The organism is Tessaracoccus massiliensis, assembly GCF_000826065.2.
In the GTDB taxonomy this organism is placed as follows: Bacteria; Actinomycetota; Actinomycetes; order Propionibacteriales; family Propionibacteriaceae; genus Arachnia; species Arachnia massiliensis_A.
In genome coordinates this window covers 78,440-102,992 of record NZ_LN623542.1, presented here as the reverse complement: position 1 = coordinate 102,992, position 24,553 = coordinate 78,440, and the positions used below count along the sequence as shown (strand labels likewise).

Sequence of the window (24,553 nt, the reverse complement as noted above, 5' to 3'; positions counted from 1 at the left end):
CAAAAATTTCGCGGGAGGATTTTGACCTGAGCCGCTATATCCGCGGCTTGAGCTGAAATCCTCCCGCCAAATCCCGGGCTAACCGATCTTGCGGAGGGTGAGCTCCGTGAACAGGCGGGCGCCGTCGGCGAGCACGCCGTCGTCGAACTGCGCGTAGGCCGAGTGGTTGAAGGGTGCGGTGGCCGGGTCGAGATCCGGCAGGCAGGCGGACAGCCCGATGAAGCAGCCGGGGGCCTCCTGCAGCAGCCGCGAGAAATCCTCCGCGCCCGCGAGGGGCTTGTCCCACCTCGCGTGCCGGTCTGCCCCGAAGAGATCGGTGACCACCTCAGCGACGACGTCTGCCTCGGCGTCGTCGTTGACCGTGACGGGGTACTGCTCGACCAGCTCGAACTCGCCCTTGACGCCGTGTGCCGAGGCGATGCCCTCGACCACCTGGGGGATGGCCTCGATGAGTTGGGCGCGCACGTCGGTGTCGAAGGTGCGCAGGGTGGCCTCGAGCCGGCCGTCCTCCGGGATGACGTTGGCGATCGTGCCAGCCTGCAGCAGCCCGACGGTGACGACGACGGGGTTCTGCACATCGAAGCGCCGGGTGACCATGGTGTTGAGGGCGGTGGTGATCTCGGCGAGCGCGGGCACCGGGTCTGCCGCGCGCTGCGGCGTGGACCCGTGGCCGCCGCGGCCGACCACCCGCACCTTGGCGATGTCGGAGCTGGCCATCACGGTGCCAGGCTTGGTGCTGAACGTGCCGTGGGGATCGAGCGCGGACCACACGTGGATGGCGTAGACCCAATCGGGCCGGGAGCCGGCCACGTCGAGCAACCCCTCGTCGAGCATGTACTTCGCGCCGTCCACGCCCTCCTCGCCGGGCTGGAACATGAAGATCACGTCGCCGGCGAGCTCAGCCTGCCGGGCGCACAGTTCGTGGGCGGCGCCCACGAGCATGGACATGTGGAGGTCGTGGCCGCAGGCGTGCATGTTGCCGTTGGCGGAGGCGTAGTCGAGGCCGGTCAGTTCCTCCACGGGGAGGGCGTCCATGTCGCCGCGCAGCAGCACGACGGGGCGCTTACCCTCCGTCGGCTTCCCACCGCGGAGCACGCCCACGACGCTGGTGGTGGTCTCGCCGAGGGCGATCTCCAGCGGCAGCCCCTCGAGGGCTTCGAGGACGCGGGCCTGCGTCTGCGGGAGATGGAGCCCCACCTCTGGAATCTGATGGAGTTCGCGGCGAAGGGCAACCAGGTCGATCATGGCTCCATTCTTACCAGCCGCGTGGGTCTGCCGCCCCGAGCCCGGGACAGTGCCCACATCGAGCTGCGGTGCCGTCTGTGACCTCACATCTAGATGTGGGCGGATAGCGCGGGCCGGGCTGAGTGCCCCGAATCCAGATGTGGCGTGGTCAAGGACACCAAATCTAGATGTGAGGCGGGGAGGTGGGGGGCTCAGCCCTGGAAGAACTCCCTGGTGCCCTCGAACATCATCTGGATGGCCAGGATCACCAGGAGCATGCCCATGAGGCGTTCCATGGCGATCAGCGTCTTGTCGCCGACGACGCGGCGCAGGAAGCCGGACAGGTACAGGATCACGGCGGTCACCGCCCACGCCAGGGCGATGGCGCCCAGGTAGGTCAGCCACTTGTCGGGGTTCTGCGAGATGAGCACCACCTCGATGGCCAGCAGCGACGGCCCAGCCACGTACGGCACGGCAAGCGGGACGATGAACGGCTCGTCGTCGGTGTGCGGCTCACGCAGGTTCTTCTCCGGGGTGGGGAACACCATGCGGATGGCGATCAGCATCAGAATGACGCCGCCGGCCGCCTCGAGCGCGGCGTTGTCGATCGACAGGATCTGCATCAACCCCTGCCCGGCGAACAGGAACGCCACCATGAGCGCCAGTGCGATGAGCAGCTCGCGCAGGATCACCCACTGCCGCCGCTCTTCCTGGGTGTTGCGCAGGGCCGTCAGGAACAGCGGGACGTTGCCCAGAGGGTCCATGACGAGGAAGAACATCAACGCGGCTGACAGCACGGGCCGGGCGCTCCTTTTCTGACGACGGTGAGCCCATCGTCGCGTACCGGCCGCCGGTTGTCGATCCGACCGGCGACGGGACGCCGCCCGAATCTGGATCTGAGGTCACGGGCCACCCCGAATCTAGATGTCGGGCACTCGCCGGGCCCAAGCCAGCCGGAAGCATATCGAAAGTCATTGTGCATATCGAAAGTCGATGTTATCGTGTCTCGATATGGAGAAGGAGGCTGACATGACTGCCAAGGACCCCCTGAAGTTCGACGACACGGACTTCACACTCACCAAACTCATTGCCGCCGGCGTGACCGGTCTCACCGCCGTGATCTCCATCGTCAATCCGGTCATCGCCTGGGTGAGCGGCGACCCGTTCGTCACGCAACTCGACGGCGTGGACGAGGCCCCGTCCAGCGGCGGCAAGCCGGGCGTGACCCTGACCCACAGCCCGGAGCTCACCGCCGAGATCACCGACGCCGGGCCCGGCCTGTGGCTGGCCTCGCTCGCGCCGTCGGTGCTCTTCGTGGCGTTGCTGGGCCTGGTGGTGTGGCTGCTCTGGCAGTTGCTCGACGACGTGCAGGCCGGCCGCCCGTTCGCTGCGATCAACGTGAAACGGATGCGGGGGATCGCCATGGTGATCATCGTGGGCGCGGCGCTGATGTTCGTGGTGCAGGGGATCGTCAGCGGCGTGATGTCGCAGGCCGCGCTGGAAGGGTCGACGATGCTCTTCAGCTACGACACCAGCCTCTCGGATCTGCTGCTGCCGGGCGTCGGCTTTCTGCTCGCGGCGCTGGCGGAGGCGTTCCGACGGGGCATCGAGCTGGAATCTGAAGTGGAAGGGCTGGTCTGACATGGGCGAGCAGGAGCACCGGGTGGTGTGTCACCTGGATGATCTGCTGGAGGCCCGCGGGCTGACTCTCGTCGCGCTGGCGGAGGTGGTGGGGGTGACGCCGGTCAACCTGTCGGTGCTGAAGAACAACCGCGCCAAGGCGATCCGTTACGCCACGCTCACCGCGCTGTGCGACGCGCTCGACTGCCAGCCCGGCGACCTCTTCACCGTGAGTGGCCCCTGAGCGTCGCCCTGCGAGCTGGCGAACGCTCAGGGGTTTCGACACGGTCGCGCTGCTCCTTCGTCGCAGGCGACCGGCTCAACCAGCGGCTACTGGGCCATGGTGCCCGTCTCGAGGAAGCGGACGTGCCAGCCCAGGGCCGTGGCCAGGTCGTGCGGCGTGTGCATGCCGTTGGCCTTCTTCTCCGCCAGCTTCACGTACTCGCGCAGCGGCTCCTTGAAATCAGGGTGCGCACAGTTCTCGATGATCTTCTGCGCGCGCTGACGCGGGGCCAGGCCGCGCAGGTCGGCGAGGCCCTGTTCGGTGATGATGACCTGGACGTCGTGCTCGGTGTGGTCCACGTGGTTGACCATCGGGACGATGCAGGAGATGGCCCCGCCCTTCGCCGTCGACGGCGAGACGAACGAGGAGATCCAGCCGTTGCGGGTGAAGTCGCCCGAGCCGCCGATGCCGTTCTGCATCCGCGAGCCCATCACGTGGGTGGAGTTCACGTTGCCGTAGATGTCCGCCTCGATCATGCCGTTGCACGCGATGACGCCCATGCGGCGGATCGCCTCCGGGTGGTTCGACACGTCCTGGGGACGCAGCACGATCTTCTTGGCGTAGTGGGCCGCGTTGTCGTTCATCTTCTCGGCGTATTCAGGCGACAGCGAGAACGCCGTGGCCGACGCGACGGTGAGCTTGCCCGAATCGATCAGGTCGATCATGCCGTCCTGGATCACCTCGGTGTAGGACGTGAGGTTCTCGAAGGGCCCCTCGAGGAGGCCCTGGAGCACTGCGTTGGCGATGTTGCCCACGCCGGACTGCAGCGGGAGCAGGTTCTCCGGCAGGCGACCCGCCTTGACCTCGGCGCCGAGGAAATCCAGCAGGTTGCCGGCGATGGCGCGCGAGTCGTCGTCGAGCGGCTTGAACGGCGAGTTGCGGTCGGGCGAGTTGGTCTCGATGACGGCGATGACCTTGTCAGCGTCGATCTTGAGGACCTTGTCGCCGATCCGGTCACCCGCGTTCTGGATGGGCAGTGGGATGCGGTTGGGCGGCAGGGCGCCGATGGGGTAGTAGATGTCGTGCATGCCGAAGAGCCCCTCGGACTGCCACGCGTTGACCTCGAGGATGATCTTGTCTGCATGCTCGAGGTAGGTGCGGTTCATGCCGACCGACGACGACGGGATGATGTCGCCGTCCTCCGTGATGGCGGTGGCCTCGACGACGGCGAGGTTCAGGTGGCCGAGGAAGCCCTGCGAGACCTGGTTGCCCATGTGGGACAGGTGGATGTCCTGGTAGTACGAGATGCCCTTGTTGATGGCGGCGCGCATGTCGGGATCCGACTGGTACGGTGCGCGGTAGCTGACGCCGCCCGTGCGGGCGAGGGCCCCGTCGAGTTCGGGAGCCGTGGACGCGCCCGTCCATACGCCGACCCGCATCTCCTGGCCGTTGTTGTGCGCGGCGTCGATGATGGCGGCCAAGGCCTCGGGGAACGCCTTCGGGTAGCCGGAACCGGTGAACCCGGAGAAGCCGATATTCCATCCGTTCTGGACGAGGGCGGCGGCATCGTGGGCCGACATCACCTTGTTCTTGAATGCCTCGCTGCGGATGCGACCTGACATCTGTCCTCCTTGAAGAATTGGTGCGGCCTCAACCCTACCGGCCCGCCGGCGGGCCGAATCGGGGGGCCCTTCTCAAGGGGAACCTGCAATAAGGTGTCGCCCATGAGACGTTCAGCAGCAGTGTTCCTCATGGTCCTTGCCGTGCTCTCCTCGATCCTCACCGGCCCGCCCGCCCAAGCCGACGACAAGCCCCTCGACGTGTACTCGACCCCCGGCATCCACGTCAGCGGCGGCCGCCACTGGAAGACCACCTGCGAGGCCTATTCGACGACGGTGGAGCGCTGCCGCACGCAGCTCTGGGGCCCGCGGGTGGTCAAGGTCAACGGCGCACACCGCGTCGAGGAAGGCTGGGTGTTCAACAACCTCGCCTATCTCCCCAGCCAGCGCGAGACCTGGCAGGGCAACCCCCTTGCCACTCCCGGCGAGCACACTGTCGACGGCCGCCGTTGGAAGACCGAATGCGACACCGCCTGGACGGGCCAGGGCGGCTGCCGCTCCATGCTCTGGGCCGCGACGGAGGCCGTCCGCGATGGCAAAGTGATCCAGGCCACGGGCTGGGTGTTCAACAACATCGTGATGTTCTCCAGCCGCGCGGTGGAGGCCGTCGAGCCGTCTGACCGCAAGCCCGAAGGGCTCATCCTGGATTACGAGATCATCGGTGAGTCACGAGAGGGCCGCCCCATCGAGGCCTGGCTGATCGGCGACCCCGAGGCCACCACCACCTCCATGATCATCGGGCAGATGCACGGTGAGGAGCGCCACGTGAACCGCACCGCGTGGGAGATCCTCAAGAACCAGCGGCCCATCAAGGGCGTACAGAGCTGGGTGATCCCCACGATGAATCCCGACGGCGAGGCCGTGGGTCGCAGGCAGAACGCCGCAGGCGTCGACCTCAACGGCAACTTCGGCATCAACTGGACCCGCAAGACCGGCCACTACGGTTCGGGCACCGCGCCGTTCTCGGAGCCGGAGTCGCGCGCGATCCGCGATTTCGTGGCGAAGATCGAGCCGCACGAGCTGGTGTCGCTGCACCAACCGCTGTTCGCCGTCGACTCCTACGAGCTGAAGTCGCAGAGTCTGCACGACCGGCTGGTCACGCACCTGCAACTGCCATCGAAGCGGTTGTCGTGCCGCGACGGCGTGTGCCGCGGCACCATGACCCAGTGGATCAACGCCCACCACCCGACGGCGGCGATCACGATCGAGTACGGGCTGACGCCCGCGCCGGAGTACTACCTGGTCACCGCCCGCGACGGACTCGTCCGCGTCCTCGGCGGCACCTACTGACCGCTCCCTGAGCGTGGCTCGTTCCTCGCGGGCATGCTCAGGGGCCGGCTCAACCGGCGTTGAAGGCGAACGCGGCGACGGCGTCGAGCCGCGGGAACGGGATCGACACGTCGGCGGCGGCCGCGGTGACCGGCTTGGCGCAGTAGGCAACCGAGAGCCCGGCGGCGTCGAACATGCCCAGGTCGTTGGCGCCATCGCCGACGGCGACAGTCAGCCCGGCGTCGACCTTGTGCTCATGCGCGAACCGCAGCAGATCACGGGCCTTCTGGTCGCGGTCCACGACGGTGCCGGTGACGCGACCGGTGAGCCGCTCGACCCCGCCGTCGGTAACCGTTTCCAACTGGTTGGCGTTGTAGAAATCCAGCCCCAGACGCTCGGCGAGCGGGCCCACGAGCTGGGAGAAGCCGCCGGAGGTGACGCCCACCTTGGCGCCGGCGGCGCGGGCGGCGCGGATGAGTTCCTCGCCGCCGGGGGAGAGCGTCATGCGGGCGCCCACGTCCTCGAAGATCGACACCGGCAGCCCGGCGAGGGTGGCGACGCGTTCGGTGAGGGAGGGACCGAAGTCGAGCTCGCCGCGCATGGCGCGTTCCGTGATCTCGGCGACCTTCTCGCCCACCCCGGCGTGCTCGGCCAGCAGGTCGATGGCCTCGGTGGTGGTCAGCGTGGAGTCCACGTCCATCAGCAGCAGCCGGGCGGGTTGCGCGGCCAGCGGGCGGGTGAGGACGCCCACCGCCACGTCCCCGGCCACCGCCCGCAGCGCCTGGCGCAGCGCGTCGGGTTCATCGTGCCGGGCGTAGACGTTGATCCGCTGCCCGTAGACCGTCTCGTCGACCGTCGTCGAGATCGCGTCCGGGATGCACGCCAGGAGCGACGCGGGGATGGGGCCCGTGGCCGCCAGTGTCACGCGGATGTCCATGGGGACACCCTAACGCTCAGTTCTGGGCGGCGATCGGGATGACCGGGACCGTGAGCTCCTCGCCGCGGCGCAGCAGGGTGACGTTCATCTCCTCGCCGACGCGCCCGGCGCGCACCAGCGCCACCAGCGACTCCGACGACGTCACTGCGGCACCGTCGACGGCGGTGATGTGGTCGCCCACCTGCAGGCCGGCGGCCTCGGCGGGGGAGCCGGGCACCACCTGGACAACCTCGGCGCCCATCGGCCCGTACGTCTGCACGTTGCTGGCGCTGACCCCCAGCTGCGGGTGCTCCGCCTTACCGGTGCTGATCAACTGCTGGGCCACGTACTCCACCTGGTCTGAACCGATGGCGAATCCGATGCCGATGTTGCCCGCCTGGCCCTCGCCCGCCGTCGGGAGGGAGGCGATGGAGGAGGTGATGCCCACCAGTTCGCCGGCGGCGTTGACCAGCGCACCGCCCGAGTTGCCGGGGTTGATGGCGGCGTTGGTCTGGATGGCGGCGGTGACCACGCGGGAGTCGCTGGTGGTGCTGATGTTCTCGTTGGTGACCGCCCGGGTGGTGACCGGCCGGTTGAGGGCGGAGACGATGCCGGTGGTCACGGTGTCGGCCAGGCCCAGCGGGTTGCCGATGGCCATGACGGGGTCGCCCACCTTGAGCTTCTTGGCGTCGCCATAGCCCATCACCTGAAGATCCGACGGTGGGTTGACCAGCTTGATCACCGCGAGGTCCGTCGCGGGATCGTAGCCGACCGGCTCGGCCTGGTAGGCGGTGGCGCCGAGGAAGACGGTGAGCTGGGCCCCGGAGCCCGCGGCGGCGACCACGTGGTTGTTGGTCACGATGTGCCCCTGGCCGTCGATGACGACGCCGGAGCCCTGCCCGCCGGTGCCGTTGCCGGCCACCTGGATGGCCACCACGGCCTGCGACGCCACCTCGGCCACGGCTGTCCAGTTCGGGTTGGTGGGATCCGCCTGCACGACGGTGGTCTGCTGCCCCCCGGCCGTCTCCGTGGTTTCGGTGCCGGCTGTGGGGGAGACCGATTCGCCCGCGGTGGCCGCGGTCTGCGTCGGCTGGAAGTAGTCAGTGGCGAGGTAGCCTGCGCCGCCGCCGATGCCGGCGGAGAACATCGCGATGGCGAGGATGCCCGCGGCTCGCGCGCCACCCCTGCGCTTGGGCTTCGGTGTGGCGTCGGTGGCACCGCCCTGCGGGCGCGGGGGCTGCGGGGGTGGGTACGAGAAGGGCTGGAAGGCCGGGCGCTGCTGCTGCCCGAAGGGCGCTCGCTGGGCGGAGGGCTGGAGTGACGGGCCGGACTGCTGGAACGACGGCCGGGTCGGGGGCGGCTGGTGCGCGGAGGTGGGCGGGGTCGCCTGTGGCGTGGGTTCAGGGTNCCCGCGGCTCGCGCGCCACCCCTGCGCTTGGGCTTCGGTGTGGCGTCGGTGGCACCGCCCTGCGGGCGCGGGGGCTGCGGGGGTGGGTACGAGAAGGGCTGGAAGGCCGGGCGCTGCTGCTGCCCGAAGGGCGCTCGCTGGGCGGAGGGCTGGAGTGACGGGCCGGACTGCTGGAACGACGGCCGGGTCGGGGGCGGCTGGTGCGCGGAGGTGGGCGGGGTCGCCTGTGGCGTGGGTTCAGGGTCGCGCGGCGTGCCTTCGGTCTGCCAGGCCTCGAGGCTCCAGGGCTTCGGCTCGTTCGTGTTGCTCATGGGGGTCTCCTTGCGTGCACCACCAGGTAACTCTCGAAGTCTATGTGGTTCCTGTGAGCCGCCTGATCGGTCCCTGAGCGTCGCGTCCGAGGAACGAGGACGGCGACACGACGACGAAGGACCCCCGCAGCTTCCCCTGCTACCTGTCCCCGCAGCTAGCCCGTCCCTATCCCCGCGCCGTCGACACCACGACGGTGTAGGCCCGGTCCTGTGCGACCACCCGCGTCGGGCCCAGCGACTCATTGAGCGCCCTCCGGTACGGCAGGTGCGAGTTGTAGACGCACCACAGCTGCCCGCCGGGGCGCAGCACGCGGGCGGCGTCGGCGAACATCGTCATGGTGTCGGTGGAGTCCTTCGCGACGCCCTGGTGGAACGGCGGGTTGGTCACGATGGCGTCCAGGGAGTCGTCCTCGTAGCCGGCCAGGCCCTCGCCCCAGGTGGGGTCCACGTCGGCCCCGTTGACCTCCGCTGCGACGGCGGTGGCGGCGACGGCGGACCAACTCACGTCGCGCGCCAGCACGTTGTCGAATCCCTCCTTCGCCAGCCACATGGCCACAGTGCCGTTGCCGCAGCCCCAGTCGAGCACGTCGACGGCCTCGAGGGGGCCGAGGTCGCCGCCCCCTGCCAGGGTGGCGAGCAGCAGGCGGGTTCCGGGGTCGATCTTCGTGCCGCCGAACGTCGCCCCGTAGGCGGCCACGGCGAAGCCGAGGTCTTCGTGTTCGCGTACCTTCGGCCAGTCGGAATCGAGCCCCTGCGGGCCCCAGGCGCGCAGCACACGCGACTTCGAGCGCCCCAGCGACGCCGCCACGGCCGCGAAGTGCTTGGCCAGCACCTCGTTCATGGAGCGGTTCATGTGCCTGATGCGGGCCCCGCCCAGGTAGGTGACATCCTGCGCGCCCTGCACGACGGCGGCGTGCTGATCCAGCGCGGCGAGGCTCTTCGGGAGGCGGGCGAGGGCCAGATCGACGCCGGCCATGTCGTCGGGGCTCTCCACCAGGAGTTCCGGCGTCACCTGCATGGCGTCGCGCCAGTCGTCGCAGAACACGCGCACGTCACCGGTGATGCTGAGGGCGTCGTCGACCAGCGCTGGGGCGTCGAGGATGGCGATGGCCGCGGCCTCCTTGGGGGCCTCGTCCCAGATCAGGTCGTCTACCGCGTCTCTCATGGCCCCCACCCTAGAGACTCAGGCGGCGATGATGTCAGTCTGGGTGAAGTCGCTGCCGACGAACAGGAGCGGCACGCCCCGCACCGCTGCCAGGGCGTAGGAATAGCAGTCTCCCAGGTTCAACTGCGCCGGGTGGTTGCCTTTCCCGAACCGGCGCCACGCCTCCATGGCTGTCATGGATTGCGCCTGGTCGAGCGGCTCGATACTCAGTTCGAAGCGCTGCAGGACTCTCTCCACCGGTGTGCGGCCGCCGGTGCGGGATTCCACCACGATGCCCAATTCCACCACGGAGGCGGCGCTGATCATTCGGGTGTGCGCAGCCTCGAGCGCAGCCTTGACACGTGGGGCCTCCGGTTCGCCCATCAGCACCGCGACGATGGCGGACGGGTCGACGACGATCATCGGGGCAGGCCCGCGGCGTCGTAGCCGATGATCTCATCGTCGCTGGGGCCCGAGGTGGCGTGCCGTCGGAAGTCTTCAGCCAGGTTGTCGATCCCGTCGAGATAGCGCCGGGGGTTTTGTGCGGAGACCCTGTTGAGTCGCTCCCGCAGCGCGTTGGTCACGGCTGCGGTGAGCGTCTCGCCGGTGCGTTCAGACAGCGCACGGGCCAGCGCGTCCGCCTCGTCGGTCTTGATGGAGAGAGCCATGACTCAATTCTAGACACTCTCCCATCTTTCTAGAAGGGGTGCGTCTGGTTGGATGGACGCGTGGAAGGAGATGAGCATGCAGTTCAGCGGCGAGGGCACGGCGCTGGTGGTGGGCGGCGCGCGTTCGGGGAAATCGACGTGGGCCGAGGCGCAGTTCGGCGGGGTCGCCGAGGTGGAGTACGTGGCCACCTCCGTCGTCGACGGCGACTCCGAGTGGGCTGCGCGCGTGGCGCTGCACCGTGAGCGGCGCCCGGGGACGTGGCGCACCACCGAGACGCTCGACCTGGCTGCCGTGCTCAACAATGACGACGACGCGCCCGTGCTGATCGACTGCCTGGCCGTCTGGTTCGACCGTGTACTCGACGCCGCAGGCGCCTGGGACGACACGGCCGGCTGGCGCGATGAGGTCGCCGCCAGGGTGGCCGAACTGGAGCAGGCGGTGCGGGGCACGACGCGCACCGTGATCCTCGTGACCAACGAGGTGGGCCTCGGCGTGGTGCCCGCCACCGCCTCGGGCCGGCTGTACCGCGACGAGTTGGGGCGCCTCAACGCCCGCATCGCCGCGGCGGTGGATGAGGTGTGGTTCTGCGTGGCCGGGATCGCGAGGCGGTGGGCATGAACCCGCTCGGCGCGGCGACGGGGCTGTTCACCGTCATCCCCGTGCGGCCGTTCGACGTGGACCGCGGCACCGCTCGCCGCGCCATGGCCGGGTTCCCGTGGCTGGGGCTGCTGATCGGCGCCGCGGCCGGGGGAGTGCTGTGGGGCGCGTGGCACCTCGCGGGCCCGCTGTTGGGCGCCATGCTGGGTCTCGCCGTCGTCGCCGCCGTCACCGGGGCCCTGCACCTCGACGGCGTGGCCGACACCGCGGACGGCCTCGGCTCCCGCCGCCCGCCGGAGGAGGCGCTGCGGATCATGCGCAAGTCCGACGTGGGGCCGATGGGGGTCGCCGTGCTGGTGCTGGTGCTGCTGGTCGACGCAGCCGCGCTCGCCTCGATGCCCGACGCGTTGCTGGGCGCCGTCGCCCTGGCCGGGGCCGCGGCGACCGGGAGGTTGGCGGTGACGTTGGCCACGACGTCGCATCGTTCGGCGCGCGCGGAGGGCTTCGGCGCGCTGTTCGTCGGCGTGACCCGGCCGGTGACGGCTGCGCTCACCGCCGCCGCAGTGGGGGTCGTGATCCTCGGCGCCGCGTGGTGGGTCGGCGGCCTCGGGGCCGCGTTGGCCGCTGGGATCGGGTTGGCGGCAGCGTCGCTCGTGGGTGCGCTGTGGGCCTGGCACCTGCTGCGGCGGCTCGGCGGTTGGACGGGCGACACGTTCGGGTCGCTGATCGAGGTCACCCAGTTGGTGTTCCTCGTCGCCTTCGCCCTAGCCACGTAGCTCCACCGCCGCGACCTCCTCCAAAGGACCCGCGACATCAGCCGCCTCGTACCGCAGCAAGCTCACCCGCGACACCGGCACCGTCACCGCAGGCGATACCCATCCCTCGGCGCGGGCGGCAACCTCCGCCAGGGGAACGGAGATTGAGTACAGCCCGATGGTCACATGCGGCACGTACGGCCGACGCCGGCCCTCGCCCAGCGCCCCGGCCAGCATCTCAAGCTCCGGTGCCTCCGCCCGCAGGTACGGCGACATCTGGAAGCTCCCCCAACCGCCGACCCTCACCTCGAACGGCGCCAACGCCAAGCGCTCCAATGCAGCCCGGTCCGACTCCGCCCGCTCCTGGGTGTAGACCGGATCCGCAGGCGCCGCGCCCACCGCGGGAAGCGGGCCCCCGTAGCCGACGGTCACGTGCGGCTGGCGGTCATACCTGGGCAGCAGCACATCGGCCCAGCGCGCCCGGGCCTGTTCGACGGCGGCGCGCACGCCGTCGACATCCACCAGCACCGCCCAGATCAGCACATGTTCGGCAGCGCCGCGCCACTGGGTGAAGTCCCGGTCCTCGCACGCGATGGTGCGCTCGGTCACGGTGTGTCGTCGCCGCTGGCGGGCCAGGTGGGCTCGGTGAGCACCTCGGCGTCGCGGAGGAGGTCCTCCATCCCGCGGGCCAACTCCGAGGCGGGGGCGCCGCGCTGCGCGCTGTCGATGTCGCGCGACAGGTCGCTGGTGGCGCGGTTGATCAGGGAGATGGACTGGCGGATGCGGGAGAAGAGGTGGTTCGCGTCGCCTTCCACCAGCGCGTCGATCGTCCGGGCGGCCTGGTTCAGCGTCTCGGCGCACACGTAGAACGCGGCGCGGTGCAGGGTGGCGGCCTCGTCGAGGTAGTGAGCCGAGCGGCGGGTGATGTCCGCGTACTCAGCCAGGGCGTTCATCTGCACCTCGGTGGTGTCGCGGTAGCCCTGCGCGGCCTCGCCCAGCCAGGTGCCGGTGTCCTTGAACGCCTCGGCCTGGGGGACCACGTCGTCGAGCTTCTGCGCCTGGACGAGCACCTCGTCGCGCTGCTCCTCGAGGCGTTGCGGCACGTAGGAGTGCTTGCTGAGCCGCTCGTCGGCGACCTTGCGGAGCTCGCCCATCGCCTCCTCCAGGTCTGTGCGGGCGTTGCGTTCGCCGTCGGCCACGAGGTAGCCGATGAACGTCTGCATCACGGGGTACTCGCGGGCGATCTCCTGCGCGGCCCGCTGGCTCTGCTTAAGGTCCGCCTGCAGCACCTGCTGCGCGGCGCGTTGGAGGGTGTCGAGGGCGTCGCGGACCGTTTCATACTCCGCCTGCTTGGCCACCAGCCGCTTGGGGTGGAATCTGCGCAACTCCTCCACGTTGGCGGTGACGATCTCCATGATCATGGCCTGAGTCACTGGGTCACGCTCCCTGCCCCTGCGCGGCGGATCTCCGCCACGCCTTCGTCGTCGACTGTCTCGTACCCGGCGGCCGTCTCATGCAGCCGTTTGGCCATCGCCTCAAACTCGCCGACGGCGCCCTTGCGCCACTCGTTGAGCTGTTGGCCGAGCGCCTGTTGCGGTCGCTGCGCGTTCTCGAAGAGGCCCATGTCCGCCTCCGGGTGGTTGGTGAGGTCGCCCATGAACTCGGCCAGGGCCGTCCAGCGGTCCCCGATCATGCGCACCTCGGCCGGGTTGGCCTCGAATCCGTTGATCTCCCTGGCCGCCGGCTGCGCCTCCACTTTGCCCGTGACGATCGCTTCGGAGGCCACCATGGACACGCCGCCCACTTCGCTGTCCTGTTCGACGGGGGGCTCACCCCCGCCGGCGTCTGTGAGGCTGCCGGGGATTCTGGATGGGTGTGGCGTCGCCGGGGACACCCGCTGCCGCGGGCTGGGGTGCGGGGGCGGACATGGGGCCCTGCGCGGCCTCTGCGGCGCGTGCGCCACCGAGGCCGCCGCCTCCGCCTCCGCCACCGGCTCCGCCGGCGCCTGCGCCGCCGCCCATGCCGCCCATCATCATCGGCGGCATCATGCCCGGCATGCCCGCGCCGCCCATGCCGCCCTGGGCCCCGCGGTGCGGGTTGATGGCGGCCTCGACGATTTCAGCGGCGGCGAGGACGTCGTCGTCATCTGCGCGGACGCCGCCCACCTGGGATTTGGTGACGCGCTGGGCAACCTGGTCCCACAGTTCTTCGTTGCTGCTCATTGCGGTGCCTTTCCGGTCAGCATGCGGCGCAGGCCGGCCATCAGGATCTCGTGTTCGCGGGCGATGTTGGCGAGCTCGTCGGCGGGGCCCTCCGCCGGCTCGTACTGCGCATAGGCGCGCTTGGCGAGCATCAGCACGGCGTCGTTGATCTCGCGCACGTCCGCCTCATCCAGCCAGTCCTCGTCGAACTCGACGGCGGTGAGGTGCCCGTGCTCGTCCAGTTCGACGGCGAGCGCCTCCTCCTCCGCCACGCGCACCCGTTGCGCGGTGGGGCGGGGCTGCTCCAGTTGGCGCTGGGCGGCCTCCTGCCAGCGGCGGTTCACGTTGTCGATGGCGAGTTGGAAGGTGGTGAAGGGGTCGCGGCCGAAGCGGGCCAGGCCGGAGAAGTCAACGCCGTTGAGATCCGGCTCAGCGGGCTCCGGTGCTTCCTCTGCGATGCGGATCTTCGCCGCGGCCAGCACTGCGGCGAAGGTGCCGTCCAGGCTGCGGTGCTCGCCCAGCTTGCGGTGCCAGATGGGGGAGACGTGCACGCGGGTGAGCTGCCCATCCTCGAACCAGAGCCGCACGATCCGCTGGGGATCCGCAATGGAGTTGGCGGCCTCGTCGTCGCCGAGTTCGTCGTCGGCGTCGTCGACGTAGACCGGCGCGAGCGGGTCGTAGTCGTCATCCATGAGGCCATCCATGGCCCTAGCTTGCCAAACCCCGAGGTCACCCGCTGCGTTGGTTGAGCCCGCGAGTCTCACGAGCGGTGTCGAAACCAATTACTGGAACCAACACCCCACCACCCACTACCGTGAGACAGGGTCCTCACCGAGGCCTAAACCAACTAACCGAGTCTCCACCGATCCCGGGGCGATTCAGTGAGGTAGCCGTCGCCCCGCTTGGCCCAATCCGGGGTGGTCTCCAGCGACCACTGGTACACCACAGCGCCGACGGCATCGGCATAGATGTCGACGAACCCCCAGTCCTGCCCCGCCTCCTGCGCGATGGACTGGCCACACTCGGCCACCTTGCCGAACTCCACCTCGCCGACGGGGAACGCTCGGCTCAGCGGCGTGCCCCTTGAGACCGAGACCGGTACCCGGCCGTCGCCGATGTCGACGGTGGTCGACCGGCCGTCGTCGTCGGCGTAGGTCACGCTGATCTTGTCGCCCACCTGCGAGTTCGAGGAGGCGGGCGCACGCGAACAGCACGTCGGCGCCCAGGCTGGCGGCAGGGACGGAGGTGGAGCGGTTGATTCCACTGCTGAGCGTCAGCCCCCGACCCTCGCGCAGCGTGACCGTCAGTGGCTCGCCGTCCCCCGGGAAGGTGACCGCCGCAGACCCGTCGACGGTGCCGAACAGTTCCAGCCCGAGGATCTCCTCTCGCGCCCCCGCCAGGACCGTGTCGAGAGCGGTGCGGAGACCGTCGGCGGTGGACAGGTCCACGGTGATGGGCTCCCCGCGGGTGGTCAGGGCCGTGGTGAACTCCTGATCGCATAACGTCTCGACGGTGCCCTGGTACTGCGCGGATCTGATGGTCGTGGCGCACTCGTAGAAGCGGGAGTGATCCTCCTCGAGGGCGTCGAGGATGCCGGCGACATCCACGTCGCTCCAGGCGATGGGTCGGGTGGCATCGGGCTCACGACAGCAGCAACGCCAGAGCCAGCGGGGCGAGGCGTTGCAGGAGCAGCCAGCACATTACGGCAGACGGGGTTCATCCTCCTGAAACGGGTCGATCCCCGCCGTGGGGCGGGGATCGAGGTGGCGGAGGATACGAGATTCGAACTCGTGAGGGCGTGAACCCAACCCGCTTTCCAAGCGAGCGCCATAGGCCTCTAGGCGAATCCTCCGTGGAGCACCTTACCGGAGGTGCGCCAGCCGTCCCAAATCGCCGGGAAAAGCCTCGACGGCGTGCCCGGGGTGGGCACGCCGTCGAGGCTGGTGTGGGGTGGGGATCAGTTGTAGACGATCACCTTGTCGCCCACCTTGGCGGTGTTGAAGAAGCGCTCCATCTGCTTGTAGTCGCGCACGTTGACGCAGCCACCGGAGCCACCGGAGTAGCCGCGGCGGGCAAAGTCGGCGGAGTAGTGGATGGCGATGCCGCCGTCGAAGAACATGGCGAACGGCATGGCCACCTTGTAGATGCTGGAGAAGTGGTTGCGCGACTTCCAACCGATCCGGAAGGCGCCGTTACGGGTGGGGGTGGAGGTCTTGCCGAAGCGCACGTCGACGATGGTCTGCACCTTGCCGTCGACAACCCAGGCCATCTTGTTCTGCGACTTTGAAACGCAGAACGCGCGCCCCGTCATGCAGCGGCGGTCAAGGCGCATGCCGGACTGCTGCGTGGGGGCCGTGATGATGGGCTGCGGGGTGCTGGGCTGCGGCACGCCGGCCGGCTGCGGGGCGGCGGCGGGGATGGTCTTGACCCACGGCGTGAGCGGGGTGTCGAACTTCACGATGCCGTTGAACACCCAATCGGTCTTCTGCGTCACCTTGCCGGTGGCGACCGACGCGGTGGTGGCCACGGCGTAGGAGCGGCAGGCGCCGCGGCCGGTGGCGGCGGTGTCGCATTCGCTGCGCCACTTGCGGCCGTCCGTGGCCGTCCACTCACCGGTGGCGGCCAGCGGGTTGCCCGCCCACACGGAACGCGGGGAGGGGAGGTAGGTGAGGTTGTTGAACGCCCACGCGTTCTGTGTGTACCACTGACCGGCCTTCTGGAAGACAGTGGAGGCGTAGATGCTGGACTTGCAGCGCACCGTCGTCGACGAGTACATCTCGCACTCGGTGAACCAGTAGCGGCCGTTGACCAGGTGGTAGCCGGGCGTCACGTAGATGGCCTGCTCGGGGGTGAGCTTGGCCGGCTGGACGGTGGGCTCGGCCTCGGTGGGCGTGGCCGTGGGCGCCGGGGTGGGCGTGGCCGTCACCAGCGGGGGCAGATCACCGGGAGGTGCAGGATTGAACTCCTGCGCGGTGGCGAACGGGGCCACCAGGGACATGGCCAGAGCCGCCACGGCGACCCCCAAAAGGTTTTTGCGCATATTCAGCTTCCTCACGGCATACACAGTCGGTGCCATCGTAAACGTCGCATCGGTCATTTCCTAACTGCGCGTCGTCAGGCCTTTCATCGTTCAATACGCCGTGACAGTACAAAAGGTTGCATGCTGCGGCCACGGGTTTCGGTCATCGACACCACGCGCTTCGGCCTGGAACGGGTGGTGGCGATGATCGTGCAGGCCACTCGCGCCCGCGCGTCGTCCTGATTAGGAGCCGAGCGGGGCGAGCAACTGCTCCGACGCGGTCACCCGGCCCACCTTCTCGCCGTGACCCAGGATGGGCTCGGGATCGAGTTCAGCCAGGGTCGTCGTCGAGTGGCCGAGATGCCTGAGGATGGCCACGGCGACGGGAACGGTGCCGCGGTGGTGCCCGTCTGAGATCTTGACCGCGACCCCGGTGCCGTCGGGCAGGCCCAGCGCCAGCGTGCCCTCCGCGCCCGCCTTGCAGATCAGGCCGGGCACCTCGCGGTGGTAGTCGACCTCGTCGCGCGCGGTGCCCGACGCGTACTCGGGGTGGGCGCGGAACGCGTCGGCGAGCTTCTTCTCCGGCCCGTCCGTGGCGCCGGCGAGGCGGCCGAACGCGCGGGCGAGGCCCACGAGCGACGTGGGGAAGGCGGGGGCGCCGCAGCCGTCGACGACGGGCTCGCCCACCGGCTCCTCGGTCTGGGTCGCGAGCTCCTGGCGGATGGCCAGTTGCAGCGGGTGCCCGGGGCTGCGGTAGGTGGCGGTGGGCCAGCCGGCGCGCACGCAGGTGCGCAGCATCGCTGAGTGCTTGCCGGAGCAGTTGTGCGCGATGGCCTCCTTGCCCCGGTCCTGCTCAAACCATGCTTCGAGCTGTCCCTTGGAAGGGAGGTCGGGGGTGGTCTGCAGATCGGCGGGGGAGAGGCCGGCGCCTGCCAGGATGCTGAGGGCACCGTTGACGTGGATGGGCTCGCCGTCGTGGGAGGCCCCGGCCAGTGCGAGCTCGTGCCCCTCGAGGTCGAGGCCGTGGCGCAGCATCGCGACCGCCTGGATGGGCTTGACCGCGGAGCGCGACAGGAAGGGGGTGGTGGCGTCGCCCAGCGCGAGGCGCACGCCGTCGGGCCCGACGATGGCGACCGAGCCGTGGTGGACCGCTTCGAGGTAGGGGCCGCGCCACACTTCGGCGAGGACGGGATCCAGATTGCTGACCATGCCCGACACCCTGCCACCCCCCTCGTCGGGCGCTCAAATCCAGTTCTGGTGTGCCGCTGTCGCCCCACATCTAGATTCAGTGTCACGGACGGCATCAGATCTGGATTTAGGGCCCCGTCGGCACCATGGGGTAGAGTGGTCCAAGGTTCCTCGCGCGGCGGTATCTCGCCCAACTCCCCCAGGGTCGGAAGGCAGCAAGGGTAAGTGAGCTCTTCCGGGTGCGCGAGGGGCCCTTTTCTTTGCCCGGCGTTTTGTCCGGAGCCTGCAATAAGGTGGGGGACGTGGACGAGGATGAGTACACCCAGGATGAGTACGCCCTGATCGACGAGGGGTTCGGCTCCGCTGATCAGCCTGGCTTCGAACCCATGGACGGGCCCGGCCTGTTCGACGAACCGCTGGAGGACGTTCCCCAGCAGACGGGGCCCAGCCTGTTCGCAGATGCCGAACCCGACGACGAGCCGGACGCCGCGCAGCGCATGCCTGAGTCCAAGGTGGACAACACCCCTCGCATCGAGGCGCCCGCCGCGCCGCTGGCGCTGTACCGCCGTTACCGCCCTGATTCGTTCGCAGACGTCATCGGCCAGGAGCACGTGACCGTCCCGCTGCAGCGCGCGCTGGAGAACAACCGCGTCAACCACGCCTACCTCTTCTCCGGGCCCCGCGGCTGCGGCAAGACCACCTCCGCCCGCATCCTGGCCCGCTGCCTCAACTGCGTGGAGGGGCCCACCGCCAGGCCGTGCGGGGTGTGCCGCTCGTGCGTGGATCTGGCGCGCGGCGGCCCCGGCTCCATCGACGTGATCGAGATCGACGCGGCCTCGCACGGCGGCGTGGACGACGCGCGTGACCTGCGCGAGCGCGCCTACTTCGCGCCGGTGGCCAGCCGCTACAAGATCTACATCGTCGACGAGGCCCACATGGTCACGACGGCGGGCTTCAACGCGCTGCTGAAACTCGTCGAGGAGCCGCCCCCGCACGCCAAGTTCATCTTCGCCACCACGGAGCCGGAGAAGGTCATCGGCACCATCCGCTCCCGCACCCACCATTACCCGTTCCGGCTGGTTCCCCCGAAGGTGCTCAGCGACTATCTCGCCAGCATCTGCGACGCGGAGGGCGTGGCGGTTGACCGCAGCGCGCTCCCGCTGGTGGTGCGCGCGGGCGCCGGCTCGGTACGTGACTCGCTGTCCGTCCTTGACCAGTTGCTGGGCGGCGCCGCAGAGGAGGGCGTCAGCTACGAGCAGGCCGCCGCGCTGCTGGGCTACACGCCGGACACGTTGCTCGACGAGATCATGGATGCCTTCGCCGCCGGAGATTCGGCCGGCGTGTTCCGCTCGGTGGACAAGGTCATCGAGGTGGGTCAGGATCCCCGCCGCTTCGCGGAGGATCTGCTGCGCCGCCTGCGTGACCTGGTGATTCTGGCCGCCGTCCCGGAGGCCGCCACCAACGGGCTGCTCGAGGTTTCCGCGGATCAGGCGCAGCGCCTGGCCACCCAGGTGGCTGGCATGGGTTCGGGCGAGCTCACCCGGGCCGCGGAGGTCATCGCCACCGGCCTCACGGAGATGCGCGGCACGACGGCGCCCCGGCTCCACCTGGAATTGATGTGCGCGCGCGTGCTGCTCCCGGGGGCGGACGCGGACGAACGGGGGCTGCACGCCCGGATGGACCGCCTGGAGCGGCGCGTCGGCATGATGGGCGGCGGGGAGGCCCCCGTCGAAGACTGGCAGGACACTGGGGCGGCGCGGCCGCGCAAGCCTGAGGCCCCCGTCGCCGAAGAACATGTGCGGCGCCCCGCCGCGGCATCGGAGCAGCCGGCCCAACCCCCGGCGGCTGAGCCGAACGCGCCCGCCGCTGCGTCCGCGGCTCCAGCGCAACGCCCGGCCACGCCTGCTGAGCCGGCCCCGGCGGCACCCACCCAGCGGCGCCCAGCGGGCGAGCCGCCGCGCAAGCCGGGCGAGGCCGCGCCTGCCGCGCCGCCTGCCGCCACGCAGCGGCCCGCTCCGGCTGCTGAGCCGACGCCCCAGCCGGCTGCCCCGCAGCCTCAGAGCCAGGCTCCTCAGCAGGGTGGCCCTGCCCAACTCACCGCAGCAGAGCTGCGTCGCGTCTGGCCCAACGTCCTCGACGAGGTCAAGCGCCGCCGTCGCTTCACCTACATGCTGCTCAGCACCCACGCGCAGGTGGTGGACGTGAAGGACGGCGCGCTGGTGCTCGGCTTCGACACGCAGGGCCCGCGGGAGAACTTCGGCTCCGGCGGCAGCGCGGATGTGCTGGCAGATGCCCTGATTGAGGTGATCGGGGTGGAACTGCGCATCCAATCGGTGCTCAGCAGCGGAGAGCAGGATGCCCGCCCGGCCCAGCGCCCGCAGGGTGCGCCCATCGCGGCGGCCGAACCGGAGCCCAGCCCCGAGCCGCAGCAGCCCCGGCAGCCTGAGCCCCCGCCGCCGTCGGAGCAGGTCTCCCGGGACGACGCGGTGCTCGACGCGGGCCACAACGCGGAGGAGCTGCTCAGCTCCACGTTCGGCGCCGAGGTGATCTCGGTGCGGGATGCGGACGAATAGACTGGTGACGCGGCCTTCGTGCCCGGCCCGTTCCTCGCGGGGCATGCTCAGGGGCCAGCCTCAACTCGACAGCACTACCCAGGAGTGAGACATGTTTGGTGATTTCGATATCAACGCGCTGATGCAGCAGGCGCAGAAGCTGCAGGCAGATCTGTCTGCAGCGCAGGAGGAGTTGGGCAACCAGTCCTTCACCGGCACCGCCGGCGGCGGCCTGGTCAGCGTGACGATGAGTGGCAAGGGCGAGATGCAGGAGGTCGAGATCAAGCCCGAGGCGGTTGACCCGGAAGACATCGAGACGCTGCAGGCCCTCATCGTCGCGGCGTTCCGTTCCGCGAAGTCCGAGGTGGACGCAGCCACGGCCGCGACGCTGCCTGATCTCCCGTCGATGCCGGGGATGCCCGGCGGGATGCCCGGCATGCCCGGGCTGGGTGGCTGAGTGTACGAAGGTGCCATCCAGGAGCTGATCGACGCGCTGAGCCGGCTGCCTGGAGTGGGGCCCCGCAGCGCGCAGCGCATCGCGTTCCATCTCCTCGACGCCCCGGAAGAGGACGTCTTCGCCCTGGCGGACACGCTGCGCAAGGTCAAGGAGCAGGCGCGGTTCTGCGAGGTGTGCTTCAACGTCTCGCAGGAGGAGCGCTGCCGGATCTGCCGCGACCCGCGGCGGGATCGCGCCCAGTTGTGCGTGGTGGAGGAATCCAAGGACGTGGTGGCCATCGAGCGCACCAACGAGTTCCGGGGGCTCTACCACGTGCTTGGCGGCTCGATTTCGCCCATCGAGGGCCGCGGCCCCGGTGACCTGCACACCCGCGAACTGTTCCAGCGCCTCGCCGACGGCGAGGTGCAGGAGGTCATCCTCGCCACGGATCCCGATACCCAGGGCGAGGCCACCGCGTCGTACCTGAGCCGGATGCTGGCTGACTTCGGCGTTCGCGTGACCCGCCCCGCCTCCGGCCTGCCCGTCGGCGGAGACCTCGAGTACGCGGATCAGGCCACGCTGGGGCGGGCGTTCGAGGGTCGCCGGGTACTCGTCGAGAGGGTCACTCCCACGCTTTCCACTTGAAAGTTGAAAGATCCCAGGCGTACCGTGGGATGAATGATGTACCGACAACGAATCGCCATCAGCACGCTCGCTATCGCTGCTCTCGGCCTCGCGGCCTGCGGTGGCGACACCACCCCTGAGCCCGGAGACCCGGTCCAGGTCACGCCCACCGTCCAGGAGACGGTTGAGGCCACGCAGGATGACGCAGCCACGACGGACGACACCGCCGGCACCAACGACGCCACCACGCCCGCTGAGGCAACCGACGTGCCGAAGGATCCGGCGCTCAGCACGGAAACCCCCACCGACGATGTCGCCGCACCCTCCGGGGACCACATGGAGCAGGTGGGCTCCGCACTTCAGGCCATCCAGTTCGCGGAGGCGGAGACCGGCGGCGTCGCCTACAAGATCGACGACGAAGACTCCGACCGGGCCTGGGAAGTCACCCTCCTGCGCCCCGAGGGCAACGCCATCGAGGTCAAGGTGAACCGCGAGGGCACCGAGGTGCTGTCCACTGAGGACGAGGACACGGATCTCAGCGCCCCGCCGGCCACCACCATCCAGGACGCCATCGGCGCCGCAGTCGCCCACACCCCCGGCCTGCTCGATGACGCCGAGCTCGACGAGGACGACGGCCAGCTGTACTGGGAGGTCAGCATCGAGCAGGACGGCAACGACGTCGACGTGTACCTCGACGCCGCCAACCTGCAGGTCATCCAGCGCTGACTTTCTGCACCCGGATCCCCGGCGCGCCCATGGCGTGCCGGGGATTGTGCTGTCCGCTGAAGGCGAGCTTCCCCGCGGTGGGGGTTGCGCTGTCCTCCGTGAGCAATTGGATAGGGTCGCGGGCCGGCTCGGCCGTTTTCTCGGCGTGTCGCGGCCGTGACCCCATCCAATTGCTCACGGGCGTTGCCGCGACGCGGCGGTTCCCGAGGAGGTCGTGCGTCAGGATCTGCCTCGTAGGCTGGGGAGATGCGCATCCCAGACACGTTCCGCTCGCACGTCGCAGGCCGCGACGCCGACGACCTCAGCGCGCGCGCCGTCGACGGCGACTCCTGGCTCGCCGCGCTCCCGAAGCTGCTCGACGAGCACTTGGCGCGATGGGACCTCACCCTCGACGGCGACGCCCGGCACGGCGAGAACGCGCTGGTGCTCCCCGTCCTGCACGAGGGGGCCCCGGCCGCACTGAAGCTCGGCTGGCCGCATGCGGAGGCGGACCTGGAGCATCTGGCGCTGCGTCTCTGGAGCGGGGGTGGCGCCGTCCGCCTCATCGCGGCCAACCCCGCGGCCGATGCGCTGCTGCTCGAACGGCTCGATGCGGAGCGGCCACTGACGTCGGTATCCGTCCTGGAATCCTGCGAGGCCATCGGCGAGTTGTTCCGCCACCTGGACCGGGAGGGCTCGCCGCAGTTCCAGACCGTTGACGACAAGGATCGACGGTGGCGCGCCCAACTGGCCGACCCCGGGCGAGGCGTCCCGCCGCGGCTGGCCGAGCAGGCGCTCAGCGCGCTCGACGACCTGCTCGTGAGCGCCCCACCGGGGAGGCTCGTGCACGAGGATCTGCACGACGCCAACGTGCTCGCCCCGCTCGATCCCGCACGCGGCCCGTGGCTCGCCATCGACCCCAAGCCCGTCGTCGGGGAATGGGAATATGCGGTGGCGCCAGTGGTGTGGAACCGCGCCGAGGTCGCGGCCCGGGCCCACAGCCTGCGCTCGCACGTGCGGCTGCGGGCCGACGTCGTCGCCGACGCGGCGGGCCTCGACCTCGACCGCACCTACGCCTGGACCTTCGTCCGGCTCGTCCTCAATGCCGTGTGGGCGGCCGGGTGCGCGCCCGCGTCGGACGAGTTCCGCGGCCGAATGATCGCGCTGGCCAAGGCCTTCGCGGACCCGCCTGAGTGGTGAGCTCTGCGGCCACTAACGGCGCAGGGGCCGGCGTAGATCACCAGCGGGCGGGGTAGATGGTGAGCGTCTCGATGCTGGCATCCGGAGTTGAGGTCAGCGCGAAGACCACTGCGCGAGCCACGGATTCCACGGTGAGTACCTTCTCCGGGTCGTAGCCGTCGCGGCCCTCGGCGGCCTGCTGCTCGCGCTGCATGTCGGTATCCGTGCGCCCCGGATGGATCGAGGTGACGCGGACGCGTCCCCGCTCCTCCTGCCGCAGCACGTCGGCCCAGGCACGCAGCGCATGCTTCGACGCGGCGTACATGCCGCCGCCCGGCCCGGCGGTGAAGCCGCCCTTCGAGTTGAGCACGACGACGTGGCCCGCGGCGTCGCGCAGGTGGGGCAGCAGCAGCGCGGTGAGGTGTGACACGGCGATGACGTTGATCTCGAACATCCGGCGCCACTGCTCCCTGGTGTGGGTCTCCGAGGTGCCGTGGCCGACGATGCCGGCGCAGTGCACGACGGCGTCGAGCCGCTCGATCCCCGCGGCGGCCCGGGCGGTGGAGCCCTCGTCAGTCAGGTCCGCGACGAAGCCCGAGGCGTGGGGCAGTTCGGCGACTACGCCGTCGACCCCCTCCTGTGTGGTGCCGCCGACGATGACGCGCCAGTCGTCGGCGAGTTGCCGGGCGACCTCGCGCCCGATGCCGCGGGTGGCTCCGGTGATCAGGACAGTGCGCATACCGCCAGGATAGGAGGAGTTCCGTGAGCAATTGGATGGGGTCGTCGCCCCGGAAGGGCGTTTTTCCCGGCGTGTCGCGCCGCGACCCCATCCAATTGCTCACGGTGGGGGCGGCCGGGGGGTTTTTATGGTCGCCGGTGGGCTCTAGGCTGCAC

Annotated in this window: 28 protein-coding genes, 1 tRNA gene and 1 other RNA gene; 12 read left to right on the top strand and 18 right to left on the bottom strand. The window is 69.8% G+C overall.

Annotated elements, in window-relative coordinates:
- Positions 1 to 78: 78 nt before the first annotated feature.
- Together BN1186_RS07575 and BN1186_RS07570 are read right to left on the bottom strand one after the other, a co-directional pair.
- Entirely contained in the window at positions 79 to 1,245 is a 1,167-nt protein-coding gene (locus BN1186_RS07575; protein WP_040283500.1) for a M20 metallopeptidase family protein, read from the bottom strand.
- A gap of 191 nt (positions 1,246 to 1,436) precedes the next feature.
- Positions 1,437 to 2,021 carry a MarC family protein gene (locus BN1186_RS07570; protein WP_246043267.1) on the bottom strand — a complete coding sequence of 195 codons (585 nt, stop codon included), beginning with the start codon at positions 2,019 to 2,021 and terminating at the stop codon, positions 1,437 to 1,439.
- Positions 2,022 to 2,253: 232 nt separating this feature from the next.
- Between BN1186_RS07570 and BN1186_RS07565 the strand changes: the two genes are divergently transcribed.
- Together BN1186_RS07565 and BN1186_RS07560 are read left to right on the top strand one after the other, a co-directional pair.
- Positions 2,254 to 2,865, top strand: coding sequence for a DUF2975 domain-containing protein (locus BN1186_RS07565; protein WP_180349038.1), 612 nt, complete (start codon positions 2,254 to 2,256; stop codon positions 2,863 to 2,865).
- Between the two features lies 1 nt (position 2,866).
- The gene (locus BN1186_RS07560) at positions 2,867 to 3,088 is read left to right on the top strand and encodes a helix-turn-helix domain-containing protein (protein WP_040283498.1); all 222 of its coding nucleotides are present in this window, start codon (positions 2,867 to 2,869) and stop codon (positions 3,086 to 3,088) included.
- Between the two features lie 86 nt (positions 3,089 to 3,174).
- On the opposite strand, the gene scpC is transcribed toward BN1186_RS07560, so the two are convergent.
- Complete coding sequence (gene scpC / locus BN1186_RS07555; RefSeq protein WP_040283497.1) at positions 3,175 to 4,689, bottom strand: succinyl-CoA:acetate CoA-transferase ScpC; 1,515 nt, start codon at positions 4,687 to 4,689, stop codon at positions 3,175 to 3,177.
- Between the two features lie 102 nt (positions 4,690 to 4,791).
- On the opposite strand from scpC, the gene BN1186_RS07550 reads away from it, so the two are divergent.
- A complete protein-coding gene (locus BN1186_RS07550) occupies positions 4,792 to 5,976 on the top strand; it encodes a M14 family zinc carboxypeptidase (RefSeq protein WP_082031164.1) in 1,185 nt (394 codons plus the stop codon).
- A 49-nt stretch (positions 5,977 to 6,025) separates the two neighbouring features.
- Here BN1186_RS07550 and serB read toward each other — a convergent pair whose 3' ends face one another.
- The 5 genes from serB to BN1186_RS07525 all read right to left on the bottom strand — a co-directional run bounded on the left by serB (position 6,026) and on the right by BN1186_RS07525 (position 10,402).
- Entirely contained in the window at positions 6,026 to 6,892 is an 867-nt protein-coding gene (gene serB, locus BN1186_RS07545; RefSeq protein WP_082031162.1) for a phosphoserine phosphatase SerB, read from the bottom strand.
- A gap of 16 nt (positions 6,893 to 6,908) precedes the next feature.
- Complete coding sequence (locus tag BN1186_RS07540) at positions 6,909 to 8,018, bottom strand: S1C family serine protease (RefSeq protein ID WP_074436972.1); 1,110 nt, start codon at positions 8,016 to 8,018, stop codon at positions 6,909 to 6,911.
- Between the two features lie 738 nt (positions 8,019 to 8,756).
- The gene (locus tag BN1186_RS07535) at positions 8,757 to 9,755 is read right to left on the bottom strand and encodes a class I SAM-dependent methyltransferase (protein WP_040283496.1); all 999 of its coding nucleotides are present in this window, start codon (positions 9,753 to 9,755) and stop codon (positions 8,757 to 8,759) included.
- A gap of 18 nt (positions 9,756 to 9,773) precedes the next feature.
- A complete protein-coding gene (locus tag BN1186_RS07530) occupies positions 9,774 to 10,157 on the bottom strand; it encodes a type II toxin-antitoxin system VapC family toxin (protein ID WP_052459924.1) in 384 nt (127 codons plus the stop codon).
- Positions 10,154 to 10,402 (bottom strand): type II toxin-antitoxin system VapB family antitoxin, encoded by a 249-nt coding sequence (locus BN1186_RS07525; protein ID WP_040283495.1) that lies wholly within the window; start codon positions 10,400 to 10,402, stop codon positions 10,154 to 10,156. Before BN1186_RS07525 ends, BN1186_RS07530 begins: the two co-directional genes overlap by 4 nt.
- A 76-nt stretch (positions 10,403 to 10,478) precedes the next feature.
- Here BN1186_RS07525 and cobU point away from each other — a divergent pair, with 76 nt between their 5' ends.
- Both cobU and cobS read left to right on the top strand, forming a co-directional pair.
- Positions 10,479 to 11,021, top strand: coding sequence for a bifunctional adenosylcobinamide kinase/adenosylcobinamide-phosphate guanylyltransferase (cobU, locus tag BN1186_RS07520; RefSeq protein WP_246043266.1), 543 nt, complete (start codon positions 10,479 to 10,481; stop codon positions 11,019 to 11,021).
- On the top strand, positions 11,018 to 11,776 hold the full coding sequence (gene cobS, locus BN1186_RS07515; RefSeq protein ID WP_040283907.1) for an adenosylcobinamide-GDP ribazoletransferase: 759 nt from the start codon (positions 11,018 to 11,020) through the stop codon (positions 11,774 to 11,776). Before cobU ends, cobS begins: the two co-directional genes overlap by 4 nt.
- On the opposite strand, the gene BN1186_RS07510 is transcribed toward cobS, so the two are convergent.
- The 6 genes from BN1186_RS07510 to BN1186_RS07490 all read right to left on the bottom strand — a co-directional run bounded on the left by BN1186_RS07510 (position 11,765) and on the right by BN1186_RS07490 (position 15,133).
- Positions 11,765 to 12,364 (bottom strand): 2'-5' RNA ligase family protein, encoded by a 600-nt coding sequence (locus BN1186_RS07510; protein ID WP_052459922.1) that lies wholly within the window; start codon positions 12,362 to 12,364, stop codon positions 11,765 to 11,767. The genes cobS and BN1186_RS07510 overlap by 12 nt on opposite strands.
- The gene (locus BN1186_RS15460; protein WP_180349037.1) at positions 12,361 to 13,188 is read right to left on the bottom strand and encodes a hypothetical protein; all 828 of its coding nucleotides are present in this window, start codon (positions 13,186 to 13,188) and stop codon (positions 12,361 to 12,363) included. The genes BN1186_RS07510 and BN1186_RS15460 overlap by 4 nt, the downstream gene beginning before the upstream one ends.
- Positions 13,185 to 13,559, bottom strand: a complete 375-nt coding sequence (locus BN1186_RS07505) for a hypothetical protein (protein WP_040283492.1) — start codon at positions 13,557 to 13,559, stop codon at positions 13,185 to 13,187. The genes BN1186_RS15460 and BN1186_RS07505 overlap by 4 nt, the downstream gene beginning before the upstream one ends.
- 25 nt (positions 13,560 to 13,584) lie before the next feature.
- A complete protein-coding gene (locus BN1186_RS07500; protein ID WP_040283491.1) occupies positions 13,585 to 13,977 on the bottom strand; it encodes a hypothetical protein in 393 nt (130 codons plus the stop codon).
- Positions 13,974 to 14,648 (bottom strand): hypothetical protein, encoded by a 675-nt coding sequence (locus BN1186_RS07495; protein WP_040283490.1) that lies wholly within the window; start codon positions 14,646 to 14,648, stop codon positions 13,974 to 13,976. The genes BN1186_RS07500 and BN1186_RS07495 overlap by 4 nt, the downstream gene beginning before the upstream one ends.
- A 155-nt stretch (positions 14,649 to 14,803) precedes the next feature.
- The gene (locus BN1186_RS07490; RefSeq protein ID WP_040283489.1) at positions 14,804 to 15,133 is read right to left on the bottom strand and encodes a hypothetical protein; all 330 of its coding nucleotides are present in this window, start codon (positions 15,131 to 15,133) and stop codon (positions 14,804 to 14,806) included.
- Positions 15,134 to 15,521: 388 nt separating this feature from the next.
- On the opposite strand from BN1186_RS07490, the gene BN1186_RS07485 reads away from it, so the two are divergent.
- Positions 15,522 to 15,758, top strand: coding sequence for a hypothetical protein (locus BN1186_RS07485; RefSeq protein ID WP_074436970.1), 237 nt, complete (start codon positions 15,522 to 15,524; stop codon positions 15,756 to 15,758).
- Here BN1186_RS07485 and BN1186_RS07480 read toward each other — a convergent pair.
- The 3 genes from BN1186_RS07480 to BN1186_RS07465 form a co-directional block, all read right to left on the bottom strand.
- Positions 15,721 to 15,808 (bottom strand) — tRNA-Ser (locus BN1186_RS07480). The genes BN1186_RS07485 and BN1186_RS07480 overlap by 38 nt on opposite strands.
- A gap of 105 nt (positions 15,809 to 15,913) precedes the next feature.
- Positions 15,914 to 16,996 (bottom strand): L,D-transpeptidase, encoded by a 1,083-nt coding sequence (locus BN1186_RS15745; protein WP_218975428.1) that lies wholly within the window; start codon positions 16,994 to 16,996, stop codon positions 15,914 to 15,916.
- Between the two features lie 222 nt (positions 16,997 to 17,218).
- Positions 17,219 to 18,184 carry an asparaginase gene (locus tag BN1186_RS07465; RefSeq protein WP_040283488.1) on the bottom strand — a complete coding sequence of 322 codons (966 nt, stop codon included), beginning with the start codon at positions 18,182 to 18,184 and terminating at the stop codon, positions 17,219 to 17,221.
- 141 nt (positions 18,185 to 18,325) lie between these two features.
- Here BN1186_RS07465 and ffs point away from each other — a divergent pair.
- The 6 genes from ffs to BN1186_RS07435 all read left to right on the top strand — a co-directional run bounded on the left by ffs (position 18,326) and on the right by BN1186_RS07435 (position 23,680).
- Positions 18,326 to 18,422: signal recognition particle sRNA small type (ffs, locus tag BN1186_RS07460), an RNA gene on the top strand.
- A 127-nt stretch (positions 18,423 to 18,549) separates the two neighbouring features.
- Complete coding sequence (locus BN1186_RS07455; RefSeq protein WP_082031264.1) at positions 18,550 to 20,736, top strand: DNA polymerase III subunit gamma and tau; 2,187 nt, start codon at positions 18,550 to 18,552, stop codon at positions 20,734 to 20,736.
- 91 nt (positions 20,737 to 20,827) lie between these two features.
- Positions 20,828 to 21,172, top strand: a complete 345-nt coding sequence (locus tag BN1186_RS07450; protein WP_040283486.1) for a YbaB/EbfC family nucleoid-associated protein — start codon at positions 20,828 to 20,830, stop codon at positions 21,170 to 21,172.
- Entirely contained in the window at positions 21,173 to 21,796 is a 624-nt protein-coding gene (recR, locus tag BN1186_RS07445) for a recombination mediator RecR (RefSeq protein WP_040283485.1), read from the top strand.
- 33 nt (positions 21,797 to 21,829) lie between these two features.
- Positions 21,830 to 22,501 carry a PepSY domain-containing protein gene (locus BN1186_RS07440; RefSeq protein ID WP_040283484.1) on the top strand — a complete coding sequence of 224 codons (672 nt, stop codon included), beginning with the start codon at positions 21,830 to 21,832 and terminating at the stop codon, positions 22,499 to 22,501.
- Between the two features lie 246 nt (positions 22,502 to 22,747).
- Entirely contained in the window at positions 22,748 to 23,680 is a 933-nt protein-coding gene (locus tag BN1186_RS07435) for an aminoglycoside phosphotransferase family protein (protein ID WP_040283483.1), read from the top strand.
- A gap of 37 nt (positions 23,681 to 23,717) precedes the next feature.
- Here BN1186_RS07435 and BN1186_RS07430 read toward each other — a convergent pair whose 3' ends face one another.
- Positions 23,718 to 24,398, bottom strand: a complete 681-nt coding sequence (locus BN1186_RS07430) for an SDR family oxidoreductase (RefSeq protein ID WP_052459920.1) — start codon at positions 24,396 to 24,398, stop codon at positions 23,718 to 23,720.
- Between the last annotated feature and the right edge of the window lie 155 nt (positions 24,399 to 24,553).